Source organism: Roseovarius sp. Pro17, from assembly GCF_035599575.1.
GTDB lineage: Bacteria > Pseudomonadota > Alphaproteobacteria > Rhodobacterales > Rhodobacteraceae > Roseovarius.
Genome location: NZ_CP141179.1, coordinates 3,614,129 through 3,628,649, shown reverse-complemented (window position 1 = coordinate 3,628,649; position 14,521 = coordinate 3,614,129). Strand labels below are relative to the sequence as shown.

The following is a 14,521-nucleotide window of genomic DNA, read 5'->3' as shown; positions in this document are numbered from 1 at the left end:
GCGTCGTCACTCCGTCTGAGTTGCGCGGTGCAGCGTTTCAATGGCAGCGTCGGTGCCGATCCGGTCCAGCGCGTCCATTCCGCGCAGAGATGCGGCGGTGTTGCGCAGGATATAGGCCGCATTTTCTGGATAGCGCCGGGCGCGCCATGCGCCGATGGTCAACGTCGTGGCGTGGCGCAGACGCATGAGGTCGGGCAACAGCTCCAGCTCTTGATCCTCCAGCGGGAGGGCGGCGGAGTAGCCTTGGATCAACTGCACGATACGCTCCAGCGGCGTATCGCCCTCGGATATCTGGTAGGAGCAGGCGACAGCCAGATCGCAGGCGACGGGTGTGTGCACCATGTCGCCAAAGTCGATGATGCCGGTGGCTCGCGTCGCCTGCGCGCCGTCAACCAGCAGGTTGTGCGGGTTGAAATCGTTATGCACGACCTGCGCTCGCAAATGCGGCAGGCGCGGCGCGATGTCGGCGTCAAAGCGGTCGATCGTGGCGGTCAGCCGGCGGCGCAGATCGTCATCCTCGATCGCGTCCAGCATCGGGCGCAGACGGTGGGCCTGCTTGATATCCCATTGCAGGACGTGGCCGGCCGACGGGTGGAAAAATCCGCGCAGCCCCAGTGTCAGCCGCGCCAGCAACCCGCCCAGAGCAGCGTATAGCCGCGGCCCCGGCGTCGCGTTGCTGAGGATTGTGCCGTCAAGATAGCTCATCAGGCGCACCACATGCGCGTCGCCGTTCGGGCCAGTGACTATAGCCGAGGATGTACCAGTGAGCGTCTGGCAGACGCGCTGCACCGGTAGCGTCGGATCAGTCGCGGCGAGGTGCATCAGCGCGGCGGTTTGCATGTGCGTCACGCCGCGATCCTCGACCGCGTTCGTGACCTTCAGCAGGGCCTCTTCGCCATTGCCAAGGCGGATATGGAAATTCGCATCCTTCTCGGCGCTCAGTGGACGGATATCGCCGGTGACACCGTAGATATCACGTGCCAGATCGGCTCCCATAGCGGGCGTAATGGCGGGCGCGTCATGGGCCAGCAGGTCGGCCAAATCTGGCGCGGCCTCGTTTGAGGTGCTGAAAGGGGGCAGACCTGCCATGGTGTCGTGCATCAGTCGTCCACCGGCTCGGTCCCGCACCATTCAGCAATAAATAGCGCCATGGTTTGCGTGATTTTCTGGACCGAACTGAGGCTGACGGATTCGTCGATGCCATGAATGTTGCGCGATTTCGGGCCATAGCAGAGCGCGGGGATTTGATTGTAAAGCGCATAGACCCGCGTATCTAGATAGCTGCCCGTCATAAAGGATTTCAACGGCGCGCCGATGGCCGCCTCGTGCGCGCGGCCCAGCACCGCCTCGGCGTCGGACCCTTCTTCCAGCACGTAACCCTCGGCGTAGAAGCCGTTGAAAACCACCTTGGGCGGATTGTTGGCGAGGAACCCGTCGGAGGCGGCGAAGGCTGCGATGCGATCCGTGATCTCGCGCGCGGCGTCGTCTGCGCTGCGGCCCGGATAGATCGACACGCGGCAGTCGATATTGCACCACGATGGGACCGAAGAGGCCCAATCGCCGCCCTCGATCTTGCCAATGTTGAGGTTGATGGGATGATCCAGATCCTCAAAATGGCGATGATTGCCCTTGTCGGCGTTCCATTCGGCCTCAAGTTTGCGCAGCTCATCGGCCACTCGGGTCGCGGCGTCGATGGCGTTCGCGCCTTCGCCCATTTCGCGCACGTGGACGGGAACACCGCGCAGCTGCACCTGAAACCACAGCACGCCGACATTGGCGCGCACCAGCATTTCTTCCTCAGGTTCGGGGATGAAAACGGCGTCCGCTGTATAGCCTTGCAAAAAGGTTTGCAGCGCGCCGTTGCCGGTGGATTCCTCCTCGACGACCGATTGAATATAGACCGTCGCGGCAGGCTGAAGGCCAATCCGGCGCAGGGCATCAAGGGCATAAATATTGGCTGCAGCGCCTGCCTTCATGTCGCCCGCACCGCGCCCATACATCCAGTCGCCATCGATCTTGCCGGAAAAGGGCGGATCAGACCACATGTCGTGCAGCCCCTCGGGAACCACGTCCAGATGCGATTGCAGGATCAGCGAGCGGCCCGTCTCATTGCGCGGGCGGTGGATGCCGACCACGATGGGCGCGTTCGAGTGAGCGTCCGAGATTTTCGAGCCACCCGGATGCGCCGCAATCGCCTCGCGGTCCATGGCAAAGCGGTCCATCGCATAGCCGCGCGATTGCAGCATGCGGTGCAATAGGTCTTGGACGGGATGCTCATGGCCGCGCAGGGATGGCATGCGCACCAGCTCCTGTGTGAAGGCCACTTGGTCGTCAAAGCCGTCGGTGACCGCTTGAACGATACGTTTGCGCAGGTCTGCATCCAGTGCCATGTCGTGTCCTCTCTCGAAAGGTTAAAGCATCGCTTCGATCAGGTAGGGGCCGGGTTCGCGTGCCGCATCCTCGATGGCGCGCATCAGGTCCGCAACATCCTCGACCCGGCGGCCCGGCACGCCCATGCCTTTGGCCAGGGCGACGAAGTCCAGATGGGGCCGGTCGAGGTTCAGCATGTCCAGCGCGTCCTGCCCCGGCTGTGCGCCGACATTGTGCAGCTCGCCCTTGAGGATCTCGTAGCTTTGGTTGGCGAGGATGATCGTGGTCACGTTCGATTCCTCACGGGCCTGCGTCCAGAGACCCTGAATGGTATACATCGCCGATCCGTCACCTTGGATCGTGATGACGGGGCGGTCCGGGCAGGCAATGGCCGCGCCCGCCGATAGCGGGATGCCGATGCCGATGGAACCGCCTGTGAGTGCCAGCCACGAATTGGGCCGTGCCGCGTCGCCCGCCGGAAAGGTCGCGCCGCCGCAGGATACCGCCTCGTCAACGATGATGGCATCTTCGGGTAGGGCGTTGGACAGTGCAGCGGCGATATTTTGCAGCGTGATTGCGCCGGATTGGGGGCGGGCGGGCATTTCTGGGCTTTGGCCCTTGCCGGGCTGCGCGCCGATGCAGTCTGCCAGCGCGGCGACGGCGGCGGGGCCGTCGCCGTCCACGTCGGTCAGCGTGACCTGTACGCAATCTTCGGGCAGCAGCAGGCTGGGCTTGCCGGGATAGGCGAAAAAGGCGACGGGCGGCAGCGTTTCGATCAGGATGGCGCGGGCGTAGGGGGCGAGGCAGGCAATTGCCTCGTTGATGGGATAGGGAACTTTGGCCATCGGTGCGCGGCCCTGTCCCCGCTCGATCCGACGGCTGGACGTGGGCGCGAGGATCTGCGCGCCGGTTTTCTGTGCGATACCTTCCAGCAGGGCGATGGCAGCGACGTCCTCGAGCACGGAATTGCCGACGAGAATCACAGTCTTCTCGCCAGATTCCAGCGCGGCGACGGCATCGTCCAGTGCGCTCAAATCCAGCGGGGCGGGGCCATCGGGCGCGGTCGCGGCGGCCATCTGTCCACCCTCGTCCCAGCCAATATCGGCGGGCGCGATCAGCGTGGCGATACGGCCCGGTTTGCCGGTGGCGACGCGCAGCGCCTCCATCGCGTCGGCGGCAAAGCTGCCCGCATCGGTGCCCGATTTGACCCAGTCGGAAAAGGGCGCGCAGGCCGCTTCGACATCCGCCGACAGGGGCGCGTCGTACTTCTGGTGGCGCAGCGCGTGATCGCCAACGAGGTTGACCATCGGCACCCGCGCCTTGCGCGCGTTGTGCAGGTTCGCCGCCGCATTGGCGAAACCGGGGGCGAGGTGCAGCAGCGTCACCGCAGGCTTGCGCGCCATGCGGGTATACCCATCGGCGGCACCGGTCACGACGCCCTCGAACAGGCCCAAAACGCAATGCATCAGCTTGGTTCGGTCCAGTGCATCGACGAACTGCATCTCGGACGTGCCGGGATTGGCGAAACACACATCGACGCCCGCTGAATGCAGGCTGCGCACGACGCTTTCGGCGCCGTTCATGGTCTTGGGGGCATCACTCATTTCGTCGCCTCGCGGAAGGTGGTGAGAAAGGATTTAGCGTTATCGGCCAGCGACGGGCCAAGGTATCCGCCCTCTTGCACCAGCACTGTGGGAATGTTCAGGGCCGCCAAACGACGCGCCATTTCGGCAAAGCCTTCGGGATAGACCGCGACAGCCGCCAGCGGATCGTCCGCCGCCATGTCAAAGCCCAGCGAGACAACCAGCGCCTCGGCGCCGAAATCCTTGATCGCCGCGATCCCCTTGTCCAGCGCCACCATGACGTCGGCCTCGCTGGCGCCGTGTTCCAGCAGGATGTTGAGGGACTTGCCCGCACCCTCACCCTCGCCAGTTTCGTCCTCGTGGCCGAGATAGAAGGTGGGGTAGGTCGCGGGGTCAGGATGCAGCGAGCAAAAGAATATATCGCCGCGCTCATAGAGGATATCCAGCGAGCCGTTGCCGGTATGCACGTCCACGTCGATCAGCGCGACGCGTCTGAATTTGGACGTCAGGTGGTTTGCAACGACGCAGGCGTTGTTGAAAAAACAGAACCCGTTTGAGCAGTCGCGCATCGCGTGATGTCCCGGCGGTCGGCACAGGGCATAGGCCGCGCGCGCGCCACCCATTACCTCTTCGGCAGCCTCGATGGCGGTCTGGGCGGACCAATAGACGGCCTCCCACGTCCCTTCGGTCAGGGGGGTCGACGTGTCGGTCATCCACCAGCCCATCTGGCCATGGATATCCTTTGGCTCTTTGCCACGGCGCAGGCCGGGATGCATGGTAGGGATGGCCAGTGCCTCGGTCCCGGCGCTCTCGACAAAGCGGGCGTGGGCGTCGGGCAGGAAATCGACGTAGTCCGGATTATGCACGGCTTTGACCGGGTCCAGGCCGTGATCGCGCGGTTTGGCGATCTCAAAGCCTTCGCCAGCCAGCATGTCGCGCAGGATTTCCGCCCTCTGCGGCTGTTCCTGATGGGGCATCGCAGCACCGCGACGGAAATAGAACGTCGGCGCGTGACGCAACTGGCGTTCGTCAAAGAAGGCTTTCATCGCGGTTCCTTTCGCATGGTGCGTACATGGCGTGTGCAGATATCCCGCCAGTTGTGAGCCGCGCGCGCCGCGCCGTCAACATTGCCGCGCTGACCATTGCAAATTTGATTTGCCGGATCAATGATGATGATGCATGATGCATCAAAATCAGGGATGCGGATGAAAGAAATAAGAACGGAATCGTTGGGCAGCGCCATATACGATCGGATCAGTCAGGATCTGGTCAGCGGCAAGCTGCGCCCTGACCAGAAGGTGACGATTCGTGGTCTTGCCGAGGCGCTGGGGACCAGTTCGACCCCCGTGCGCGACGCCGTGCAGCGCCTCTTGCAGGACAACGCGCTGGAACAACGCACATTGCGCGACGTGCGCGTGCCGGTGCCGACAGTCGAGCAATATCTGGAAATCGCAGCCCTGCGCGCCGAGCTTGAGGGAATGGCCGCCGCAGAGGCCGCGCGCATTGCCAGCGAGCAGGACATCGCCCGTCTGCGCCGCATCATCGCCCGCAACGAAGAGGCGATAGCGGCCGCGCGCTGGACCCGCGCCGCCGAGCTGAACCAGAAGTTTCATTTTGCGCTGGCCGAGGTCGCGCAAATGCCCATCCTGCTTGAGACCCTTACACGGCTATGGCTGCGCATGGGGCCGCTGATCGCGGGCTATTACAGCCGCGCTAAGCAGGACATGGTGCAGCGGCATCACGCGGTCGTCGCCGCGTGCGAGGCGCGCGAGCCCGAAACCGCCCGCGCGCAGATTCGCGTCGATATCGACGAGGCAAAAGACGGAATAGCCGAATATATTGCCTCTTTCGGTGAGAATGGCGGGCCAAGGGCCGGGTCCGCCGCATGAATGGTGGAAATTGACACTCATTCAGGTAATCTGGTTCAAAATAGAAACGTTAAGACAACAACCAACGGGGAAAATAGAAAATGCTTCGACCTATTAAATTTGCCGCCGCCGCCCTGGCGCTGGCCCTCGCAGGCCCCCTGGCCGCGCAGGACGGCGAGCCGCAATCAGGCGGCACGCTGAACGTGGTCATCCAGCCCGAGCCGCCGGGACTGATGATCGGTCTGATCCAGAATGGCCCGACCCAGATGGTCGCGGGCGACATCTATGAAAGCCTGCTGCGCTACGACCACGATCTCACCCCGAACGGTCAGTTGGCCACGTCGTGGGAGATTTCCGAAGACGGCAAAACCTATACATTCAAGCTGCGCGAAGGCGTCAAATTCCATGACGGCGAGGATTTCACGTCCGAAGATGTCAAGTTCTCGATGGACGTCTTCCTGCGTGAATCCCATTCGCGGATGCGCACCTATATGGAGCATGTCGAAAGCATCGACACGCCCGACGATCTGACGGTTGTTTTCAACCTGAAACAGCCCTTCGGCCCCTTTATTGGCATTTTTGAGCCAGGCACGGCGCCGATGATCCCCAAGCACATTTATGAAGGCACGGATTTCGCCAACAACCCGGCGAACAATACGCCCATCGGCACCGGCCCCTTCAAGTTTGATGAATGGTCAAGGGGCAGCTTTATCCATCTGGTCAAGAACGACGACTATTACATGGAGGGCAAGCCCTATGTCGACGACATCTATTACCATGTGATCCCTGACGCCGCCTCGCGCGCCGTTGCGTATGAGACCGGCAAGGTCGACGTGCTGCCCGGCGGTTCGATCGAGAATTTCGATGTGCCGCGTGTGCGCGAAATGGAGAACACCTGCATCACCGACAAAGGTTGGGAATATTTCGGCCCGCTGTCGTGGATCTGGATCAACAATGACAACAAGCCGTTGGACGACGTCAAGGTGCGTCAGGCCATGATGCATGCCATCGACCGCGACTTTGCCAAGGATGCGCTGTGGAATGGTCTGGGCAAGGTCGCGACCGGCCCGCTGTCGTCCTCGACCCGATTCTGGGACGGTGACACGCCGGACATCTCTTATGACCCGGAAAAGGCCAAGGCACTGCTGGCCGAGTCCAGCTATGGCGGCGAAACGATCCGCCTGCTGGGTCTGCCTTACGGCGAAACGTGGCAGCGCTGGGCCGAAGCGGTCAAACAGAACCTGACCGAGATCGGCATGACCGTCGACATCGTGCCCTCGGACGTGGCCGGCTGGAACCAGAAGGTCAGTGATCGCGACTTTGATCTCGCGTTTACCTACCTCTACCAATATGGCGATCCCGCCCTTGGCGTGTCGCGGACATACATGGGTGACAACGCTGCTCCCGGCTCGCCCTGGAATAACGTGGCAAACTATCAGAACGCCGAAACGGACAAGATGTTCGACGAAGCGGCTCTGATGGCGAACCCCGAGGATCGCAAGGCAGCCTACAAGAAGATCCAGGATCAGATCGTTTCGGACGTGCCGAACCTCTGGCTGCTGGAGCTGGGCTTTCCGACCATCTATCGCTGCAACATCAAGAATCCGGTCAACACCGCGTTTGGCGTCAATGACGGCTTCCGCGATGTGTGGATCGACCAGAAGTAAGGGCAATCGTCCAATGGTGCGGGCCGCTGCGGTGGCCCGCACCCACCAAACAGCAAGAACAGGGCAGGTCGAGTGGTACGTTTCATTCTGGGCAGACTGGTCAAGGCGGTGTTTATCCTGCTGGCCATCCTTGTCTTTAACTTCCTGCTGATTCATGCCGCGCCGGGTGATCCCGCCGCCGTCATGGCAGGCGAAGCAGGCGCGGCGGACGAGAAATTCCTCGCCGATCTGCGCGCGCGCTTCGGCCTTGATCAGCCGCTTTATGTCCAGCTCTGGATCTATATCAAAGGTGCCGTTCAGCTGGACCTTGGCTATTCCTTTCGCCAGCAGATGCCAGTGGCCGAATTGATCGGCGACCGCCTGCCTGCGACGCTGCTTTTGACCGGCGTGGCGTTCATCCTGTCGCTGGTGCTGGGCGTTATCGCGGGTGTCGCCGCCTCGGCCCGTCAGGGCAGCTGGGGCGATACGATCATCTCGACCCTCGCGCTGCTGTTCTATGCAACGCCCCTCTTCTGGGTCGCGCTGATGGCGGCACTGGTATTTTCGGTTTGGCTGGGCTGGCTGCCCGGCTTTGGCTATTCGACCATCGGAGCAGGTTATACCGGCATGGCGCATGTGCTGGACGTGGCCAAGCATCTGATACTGCCCGCCTCGACCCTCGGGCTGTTCTTTATGGCGATCTACATGCGCATGACGCGGGCCTCAATGCTGGAGGTCAGCCGCCTCGATTTCGTCAAGACTGCCCGCGCTAAGGGGCTGAAGCGCAGCGTGATCCAGCGCCGCCATATCCTGCGCAATGCATTGCTGCCGGTGATCACGCTGGCAGGCCTGCAAGCGGGCCAGATATTCGGCGGGGCCATCCTTACCGAGACGGTGTTCGCGTGGCCCGGCATCGGGCGGCTGATGTTCGAGGCGATCAACCAGCGGGACTATAACGTGATCCTCGGCGTCTTTTATATCTCGGCCGCGATGGTGCTGCTGTTCAACCTCATCACCGATGTCGTCTATGTCATCGTTGATCCGCGGATAAGGCTGACAGCATGAAGGATTTCTGGAAACGCTACCGCTATAACCGCGGCGCGGTCATCGGGCTGTTCATTCTGGCCCTCGTGATCCTCGCCGCCATCCTTGCACCCATCATTTTCCCGCAAAGCCCGTGGAAGATGGTGCAGCGCCCATTCCTGCCGCCGTTCACCCAGGACGGTTTGCTGCTGGGCACCGATGCGCTGGGGCGCGACGTGATGTCGGGCCTTGCGCATGGTGCCTATGTCAGCCTGCTTGTCGGGTTGGTCTCGACCATCGTGGCGCTGGCTATCGGGGTGCCTGTGGGCGCGATGGCCGGGTATTTCGCCGGGCGGACGGATGACGCGCTGATGCGCTTTACCGAGTTCTTTCAGACGATCCCCAGCTTTGCGCTGGCCATCGTCTTGCTCGCGATCTTTCAGCCCAGCCTGACCTTCGTCATCATCGCCATCGCGGTGGTCAGTTGGCCGCCGGTCGCGCGCCTTGTGCGCGGCGAGGTGCTAAGCTTGCGCACCCGCGAGTTCGTCGAGGCGGCAACGCTGTCAGGCCTTGGCAATACACAGATCATCATGCGACACATCCTGCCCAACGCGTTACCGCCGATTATCGTGCTGGCCTCGCTGATGGTGGCGCAGGCGATCCTGTTGGAAAGCTCGCTGTCGTTCCTTGGTCTTGGTGATCCCAATATCATGTCATGGGGTTACATGATCGGTGCTGCGCGCACCGTGATCCGCACCGCATGGTGGCTGTCTTTCTTGCCCGGCATGGCGATCCTGCTGACCGTGCTGGCGCTGAACCTGATCGGCGAAGGCCTGAACGACGCGCTCAATCCGCGCCTGACAAGGAAATCTGAATGACCCTGCTCAGTATCCGCGACCTTGCCGTCGCCCTGCCCGTTGGGGCCGACCGGCTCTATGCGGCCAAGGATATAAACTTCGACCTCGCCGCCGGCGAGATCCTGTGCATCGTGGGCGAATCCGGGTCGGGCAAATCCATGTCGGCCAATGCGGTCATGGGCCTTCTGCCGCAAGGGGTGGAGCCGGTGAAAGGCTCGATCACCTTCGATGGTCGCGAGATCCTCGGCCTGTCCGAGAAGGAGATGTTAAAGCTGCGCGGCAGCCGCATTTCGATGATCTTTCAGGAGCCTCTGAGCGCGCTTAACCCCCTGATGCGTGTCGGTGCGCAAATCGCCGAAGTGTTTGAGGCGCATGGCGCGCTCAAGGGACCTGAGCGGCGCGCGCGTGCGCTGCAACTGCTGGACGAGGTCGGCATCCCCGACCCCTCAGCCGCGATCCGCGCCTACCCTTTCCAACTGTCCGGCGGACAGCGCCAGCGCGTGATGATCGCGATGGCCCTCGCATTGGAGCCCGACATCCTGATCGCGGACGAGCCGACGACGGCGCTAGACGTGACCACGCAGGCCCAGATCCTGGAACTGATCGAAAACCTGCGCCAATCGCGCGGTATGGCCGTCATATTCATCACGCACGACTTTGGCGTCGTGGCGGATATCGCGGACCGCGTTATCGTCATGCAGACCGGTGAGATCGTGGAATCCGGAACGGCAGATGAGGTGCTGCTGAAACCAAAGCATCCCTATACCCGCGCGCTGATCGACGCGATCCCGCGCCTCACCCGCCGTAAGGAGGCCGCTGAGCAGACGCGCGAGCCGATCCTGACCGTCGAAGGCCTGAACAAGACTTTTTCCACCGGGTCCGGCACGCTCTTTGGCAAGCGGCGTGTGGTCAAGGCGGTGCAGGACGTCAGTTTTCAGCTTTATGCGGGCGAGACGATCGGCATCGTGGGCGAGAGTGGCTCGGGGAAATCGACGGTTGGCCGCTGCATTGTGCGCCTGCTCGATCCTAACGGGGGCCGCGTGATGGTCGATGGCGCAGATATTGCACATATGTCCGGGTCCGAGCTGCGCAATAAGCGGCGCAAGTTGCAGATGATCTTTCAAGATCCCTACTCGTCGCTCAATCCGCGCGCGCGGGTTTCGCGCATCCTGACCGAAGGGCTGATGGCCTATGGCACGTCCAAGGCGGACGCGTTGACCAGAGCGCGTGAGCTCTTGGAATTGGTCGGGCTGGATGCGTCGGCGATGAACCGGTTTCCGCATGAATTTTCAGGTGGGCAACGCCAACGGATCGGCATTGCCCGCGCGCTGGCGCTGGACCCCAAGATCATCATCGCGGACGAAGCAGTGTCGGCGCTAGATGTGTCCATTCAGGCCCAGGTTCTGGACCTTTTGGCCGATCTCAAGACGCGGCTGGACCTGTCCATGCTGTTCATCACGCATGACCTGCGTGTGGCCGCGCGCATTTGTGACCGCATCATCGTGATGCAAAAGGGCAAAATCGTCGAGGCAGGCCCTGCGGGCAAGGTGCTGCACGATCCGGATACCGAATATACCCGCAGCCTGCTGGCCGCAATTCCGGGGCAGGAATATGAGCGCGCGCTAGCTGAGGCAGAGTAGGTGCTTTGCCTTGGTGGTCGGCTGAACTAAGCTGACGCGGCACATTTAGCTGGGAGCTGTGCCATTTCCATCTTCGCCCCTTTATGCGCGACCTTGATCGTTGGTTTTGCCCGCGCCATTACCGCTGTGCGCGGCATCTGGGCCGGGGTCGATCCGGTGCCAGTGCAGCGCATCTATTACGCCAATCATGCCAGCCACGGTGATTTCGTTCTGGTCTGGACCGTGCTGCCCCGCGCGTTGCGCCGCCGAACGCGGCCTGTTGCCGGGTCGGATTACTGGCTGACGTCCAAGTTAAAGGCGTTCATCGGACGCGAGGTTTTCAATGCCGTGCTGATCGACCGCAACCCCGAGACGCGTCAGGGCGATCCGGTTGAGACCATGAGCAGTGCGCTGGCTGGCGGCGACAGCCTGATCCTGTTTCCCGAAGGGACGCGCAACACCGGCGATGCCGCGCTGCTGGCGTTCAAATCCGGCCTCTATCATCTGGCGGCTGCGAACCCCGCAATCGACATGGTTCCGGTCTGGATCGCGAACCTCAACCGTGTCATGCCAAAGGGCGCACTGGTGCCGATCCCGCTGATTTGCACCGTGACTTTCGGCGCGCCGATCCGGCTGGAGAGTGGCGAGGACAAGGGTGATTTTCTGGCGCGCGCGCAAACTGCGCTGCGCGAACTGGGACCGGATGAAAGGGACTGACATGGACACACATTTCGCGATCCTGCTGGGATGCGTTCTGGCCGTGCTGCTGGCGGCAACCGTCGCTGGCCAGATTTTGAAACGGCGTGCCGGGCCGGATGATCTGACCATCCAGAACCTCACCGCGCGGATCAATGCGTGGTGGGTCATGGCCGCCGTCATCGCGCTGGCCTTTGTTGCCGGACGGACCGGGGTGGTGATCCTCTTTGCGCTCTGTTCCTTTGCGGCGCTGCGCGAATTCCTGACGCTGACCAATACCAAGGCGGCCGATCACTGGGCGCTGGTCGCCGCCGTTTTCGTCGTGCTGCCGGTGCAATACATATCGGTGGGGATGGGCTGGTATGGGTTCTATTCCATCTTTATCCCGGTATATGCGTTCCTCTTCATGCCGATCCTGTCGGCGATGCGCGGGCAGACGGATAACTTCCTCATCCGCGTGTCCGAGGCGCAATGGGCGTTGATGATCGCCGTCTTTTGCGTCTCACACGTGCCGGCGCTGCTTAGCCTACAGATTCCCGGTTACGAGGGGCGTGGGTTATTCCTGATCTTTTTCCTGATCGTCGTCGTGCAGTTCAGCGACGTGATGCAATATGTCTGGGGCAAGATGCTGGGGCGGCGCAAGATCGCGCCGAACCTTTCGCCCTCCAAAACGCTGGAGGGTCTGGTGGGTGGTGTGCTTAGCGCCAGCCTGCTGGGTGCGGCGCTGTTTTGGATCACACCGTTCAGCGTCGTGCAGGCCTTTGGCATCTCGCTGGTCATCACGCTCATGGGATTTTTCGGCGGGCTGGTCATGTCGGCCATTAAACGTGACCGGGGCGTCAAGGATTGGGGCCACCTGATCGCTGGGCATGGCGGATTTATCGATCGGCTGGATTCGGTGATCTTTTCCGCGCCGATCTTCTTCCACATCGTGCGCTTTTATTGGGACGTTCATTGAGCTTTGCGCGGCTGGCCACCAGCACGCCGGTGCATGTCGCCTGCGGGTTCGCGGCGATGGGCGGCTGGGCGATTTACGCCAACGCTGCACATGGGGTGCGCGCCGCCTTGCTGGCGGGGCTGGTGCAGGGCGCGATATCAGGCGCGCTGACGCTGGGGCTGAAGCGGTCGGTCGACTGGATGCGCCCGCGGATGCGTGGCTTTCTGGCTTATGTCGCACCACCGCTGATCGCGGGTATATGCTCGGCTATGCTGCTGATCCTTGGGCATGGTTTGTCCGGCACGCCCGAGATTTGGATGACCATTGCCGTGCCGCTGATCGTCTCGTTCAGCTATATCTTTGCATACAATATCCTGCGCCAGCGCAGAGCCGAAAGGATACGCGATGCCTGACCTCAAGAACCGCCGCCCCCTCAACAGTCGCGACACGAAATGGGCCGCGCGCATCACGCGCGCGCTGGCCGCGCGCGGGGCGACGCCCAACGGCATATCGCAGGCCAGCATGGGTGCGGCGGCGGTCGCCGGGTTGGCGTTTTGGGCACTGGCGGCGACGTCTGGCGGGGTATGGACCGCATTGTTGCTAATCGTCGGGGCGCTCTGCTGTCAGCTGCGGCTGCTGTGCAACCTCTTTGACGGGATGGTCGCGGTCGAGGCGGGGCGCGCCGCGCCAGACGGGCCGCTCTGGAACGAGTTTCCGGATCGGATTTCGGACATTCTCATTTTCGCCGGTATCGGCCTTGGTGTCGGCTTGCCTGCGCTGGGGCTGGCGGCTGCGGTAATGGCGGTGCTGACCACCTACACGCGCGAACTGGGCGCGGGGATCGGCCTTGCGCCCAACTTTTGTGGCCCGATGGCCAAGCAGCACCGCATGGCCGTCGTAACACTGGCTGCGATCCTCGCGCTGTTCGAGACGGCGATTGTACCGATGGGAACGTCGCTGACCGTGGCGCTGTGGCTGATTGCGCTGGGCGCAGGGGTGACGGCGTTGCGCCGCGCATGGCGTATTCGCGAGGCACTGCTGGCGCGAGGCTGATCAGGCGCTGCGCGCGGGGGCGACGGCGCAAAACGCCTCAATCATGCGCGACGCGCGCCTTTCGCGCAGGAAGGCCAGATAATACTGCGTGACGACCGACGCATCCGTTATCGGGATGGCGCGCAGGTTGGGGTGCGCGACGAATTCGAAATCCGCGACAAACCCAATGCCCAGCCCTTGCTCGACCGCCTTCCACACGCCTTCGCGGCTGCCAATGTCGAGGACCGCGTCGATGGTCACGCCATGCTTGTGCAGGGCCATTTGTATAGCGGTGCGGGTGGTTGATCCGATTTCGCGTTGAATGACGGACTGACCCTCCAACTCAGTTATCGCGACGCTATCCCGGTCAAAGAACGGGTGCATTGAATTCACGAACACCACGACCTCATGCGTGCTGTAGGGCAGGGTGACGACGCGGTCGTCGGCAGGCAATTCGGCGATCAACCCGACATCGGCCTCAAAGGACAGCAGCCTGTCAAAGCTTTGGCGGGAATTGCCAAACGTCACTGCGACGTCGATAGCGGGGTAGCGTGCCTTGAACGCGACCACTACGTCGATGGCATGGAACGGCCCGACCGCCGCAATGATCAGCGAGCCGGATTCAAGCCCCTTGAACGCGTTCAGCAGTTCTTCGGCCTCGCTTTCGCATTGGTTCAGGCGCAGCGTGGTCTGGAACAGCTCGCGCCCCTCGGGTGTCAGGCGGATATCGCGGCCCTGCCGGATAAAAAGCGGCGTGCGATAGCGCGTCTCCAACGCCTTGACCTGAGTGGACAGGGTCGGCTGGCTGATGTTCAGCGCCCGCGCGGCAGCGGAAAATCCGCCATGTTGCGCAACGGCATGAAAGGATCGCAGGGCAGTTGAAAGCATAG

The 14,521-nt window shown here is 62.3% G+C and carries 14 protein-coding genes; 9 read left to right on the top strand and 5 right to left on the bottom strand.

Annotation, left to right across the window (positions count from 1 at the left end):
* Positions 1 to 6 precede the first annotated feature (6 nt).
* The 4 genes from U3654_RS17520 to U3654_RS17505 are packed head-to-tail and all read right to left on the bottom strand — an operon-like array spanning position 7 to position 4,999.
* A complete protein-coding gene (locus tag U3654_RS17520) occupies positions 7 to 1,101 on the bottom strand; it encodes a phosphotransferase (RefSeq protein WP_324752814.1) in 1,095 nt (364 codons plus the stop codon).
* Entirely contained in the window at positions 1,101 to 2,390 is a 1,290-nt protein-coding gene (locus U3654_RS17515; protein WP_324752813.1) for an ArgE/DapE family deacylase, read from the bottom strand. Before U3654_RS17515 ends, U3654_RS17520 begins: the two co-directional genes overlap by 1 nt.
* 21 nt (positions 2,391 to 2,411) lie before the next feature.
* Positions 2,412 to 3,974, bottom strand: coding sequence for an acetolactate synthase large subunit (locus tag U3654_RS17510; RefSeq protein ID WP_324752812.1), 1,563 nt, complete (start codon positions 3,972 to 3,974; stop codon positions 2,412 to 2,414).
* A complete protein-coding gene (locus U3654_RS17505) occupies positions 3,971 to 4,999 on the bottom strand; it encodes a histone deacetylase family protein (RefSeq protein ID WP_324752811.1) in 1,029 nt (342 codons plus the stop codon). Before U3654_RS17505 ends, U3654_RS17510 begins: the two co-directional genes overlap by 4 nt.
* Positions 5,000 to 5,158: 159 nt before the next feature.
* On the opposite strand from U3654_RS17505, the gene U3654_RS17500 reads away from it, so the two are divergent.
* The 9 genes from U3654_RS17500 to U3654_RS17460 all read left to right on the top strand — a co-directional run bounded on the left by U3654_RS17500 (position 5,159) and on the right by U3654_RS17460 (position 13,652).
* Positions 5,159 to 5,842 carry a GntR family transcriptional regulator gene (locus U3654_RS17500; RefSeq protein WP_324752810.1) on the top strand — a complete coding sequence of 228 codons (684 nt, stop codon included), beginning with the start codon at positions 5,159 to 5,161 and terminating at the stop codon, positions 5,840 to 5,842.
* Between the two features lie 80 nt (positions 5,843 to 5,922).
* Positions 5,923 to 7,488: an ABC transporter substrate-binding protein gene (locus tag U3654_RS17495; protein ID WP_324752809.1), complete on the top strand. Its 1,566-nt coding sequence runs from the start codon at positions 5,923 to 5,925 to the stop codon at positions 7,486 to 7,488.
* A 72-nt stretch (positions 7,489 to 7,560) separates the two neighbouring features.
* Entirely contained in the window at positions 7,561 to 8,532 is a 972-nt protein-coding gene (locus U3654_RS17490; protein WP_324752808.1) for an ABC transporter permease, read from the top strand.
* The gene (locus U3654_RS17485; protein ID WP_324752807.1) at positions 8,529 to 9,368 is read left to right on the top strand and encodes an ABC transporter permease; all 840 of its coding nucleotides are present in this window, start codon (positions 8,529 to 8,531) and stop codon (positions 9,366 to 9,368) included. The genes U3654_RS17490 and U3654_RS17485 overlap by 4 nt, the downstream gene beginning before the upstream one ends.
* On the top strand, positions 9,365 to 10,987 hold the full coding sequence (locus U3654_RS17480; RefSeq protein ID WP_324752806.1) for an ABC transporter ATP-binding protein: 1,623 nt from the start codon (positions 9,365 to 9,367) through the stop codon (positions 10,985 to 10,987). The genes U3654_RS17485 and U3654_RS17480 overlap by 4 nt, the downstream gene beginning before the upstream one ends.
* 69 nt (positions 10,988 to 11,056) lie before the next feature.
* Positions 11,057 to 11,683: a lysophospholipid acyltransferase family protein gene (locus tag U3654_RS17475; protein WP_324755319.1), complete on the top strand. Its 627-nt coding sequence runs from the start codon at positions 11,057 to 11,059 to the stop codon at positions 11,681 to 11,683.
* 1 nt (position 11,684) lies between these two features.
* On the top strand, positions 11,685 to 12,620 hold the full coding sequence (locus tag U3654_RS17470) for a phosphatidate cytidylyltransferase (protein ID WP_324752805.1): 936 nt from the start codon (positions 11,685 to 11,687) through the stop codon (positions 12,618 to 12,620).
* Positions 12,605 to 13,012, top strand: a complete 408-nt coding sequence (locus tag U3654_RS17465) for a hypothetical protein (protein WP_324752804.1) — start codon at positions 12,605 to 12,607, stop codon at positions 13,010 to 13,012. Before U3654_RS17470 ends, U3654_RS17465 begins: the two co-directional genes overlap by 16 nt.
* Positions 13,005 to 13,652: a CDP-alcohol phosphatidyltransferase family protein gene (locus U3654_RS17460; RefSeq protein WP_324752803.1), complete on the top strand. Its 648-nt coding sequence runs from the start codon at positions 13,005 to 13,007 to the stop codon at positions 13,650 to 13,652. Before U3654_RS17465 ends, U3654_RS17460 begins: the two co-directional genes overlap by 8 nt.
* Here the strand turns inward: U3654_RS17460 and U3654_RS17455 are convergent, their stop codons facing one another.
* Entirely contained in the window at positions 13,653 to 14,519 is an 867-nt protein-coding gene (locus U3654_RS17455; protein ID WP_324752802.1) for a LysR substrate-binding domain-containing protein, read from the bottom strand.
* Between the last annotated feature and the right edge of the window lie 2 nt (positions 14,520 to 14,521).

Bases quoted from the DNA above. Each gene is read 5' to 3' on its own strand.
- U3654_RS17520 (WP_324752814.1), bottom strand. From the start codon at position 1,101: ATGCACGACACCATGGCAGGTCTGCCCCCTTTCAGCACCTCAAACGAG.
- U3654_RS17505 (WP_324752811.1), bottom strand. From the start codon at position 4,999: ATGAAAGCCTTCTTTGACGAACGCCAGTTGCGTCACGCGCCGACGTTC.
- U3654_RS17480 (WP_324752806.1), top strand. From the start codon at position 9,365: ATGACCCTGCTCAGTATCCGCGACCTTGCCGTCGCCCTGCCCGTTGGG.
- U3654_RS17455 (WP_324752802.1), bottom strand. From the start codon at position 14,519: ATGCTTTCAACTGCCCTGCGATCCTTTCATGCCGTTGCGCAACATGGC.
- U3654_RS17470 (WP_324752805.1), top strand. From the start codon at position 11,685: ATGGACACACATTTCGCGATCCTGCTGGGATGCGTTCTGGCCGTGCTG.
- U3654_RS17495 (WP_324752809.1), top strand. From the start codon at position 5,923: ATGCTTCGACCTATTAAATTTGCCGCCGCCGCCCTGGCGCTGGCCCTC.
- U3654_RS17460 (WP_324752803.1), top strand. From the start codon at position 13,005: ATGCCTGACCTCAAGAACCGCCGCCCCCTCAACAGTCGCGACACGAAA.
- U3654_RS17510 (WP_324752812.1), bottom strand. From the start codon at position 3,974: ATGAGTGATGCCCCCAAGACCATGAACGGCGCCGAAAGCGTCGTGCGC.
- U3654_RS17485 (WP_324752807.1), top strand. From the start codon at position 8,529: ATGAAGGATTTCTGGAAACGCTACCGCTATAACCGCGGCGCGGTCATC.
- U3654_RS17500 (WP_324752810.1), top strand. From the start codon at position 5,159: ATGAAAGAAATAAGAACGGAATCGTTGGGCAGCGCCATATACGATCGG.
- U3654_RS17515 (WP_324752813.1), bottom strand. From the start codon at position 2,390: ATGGCACTGGATGCAGACCTGCGCAAACGTATCGTTCAAGCGGTCACC.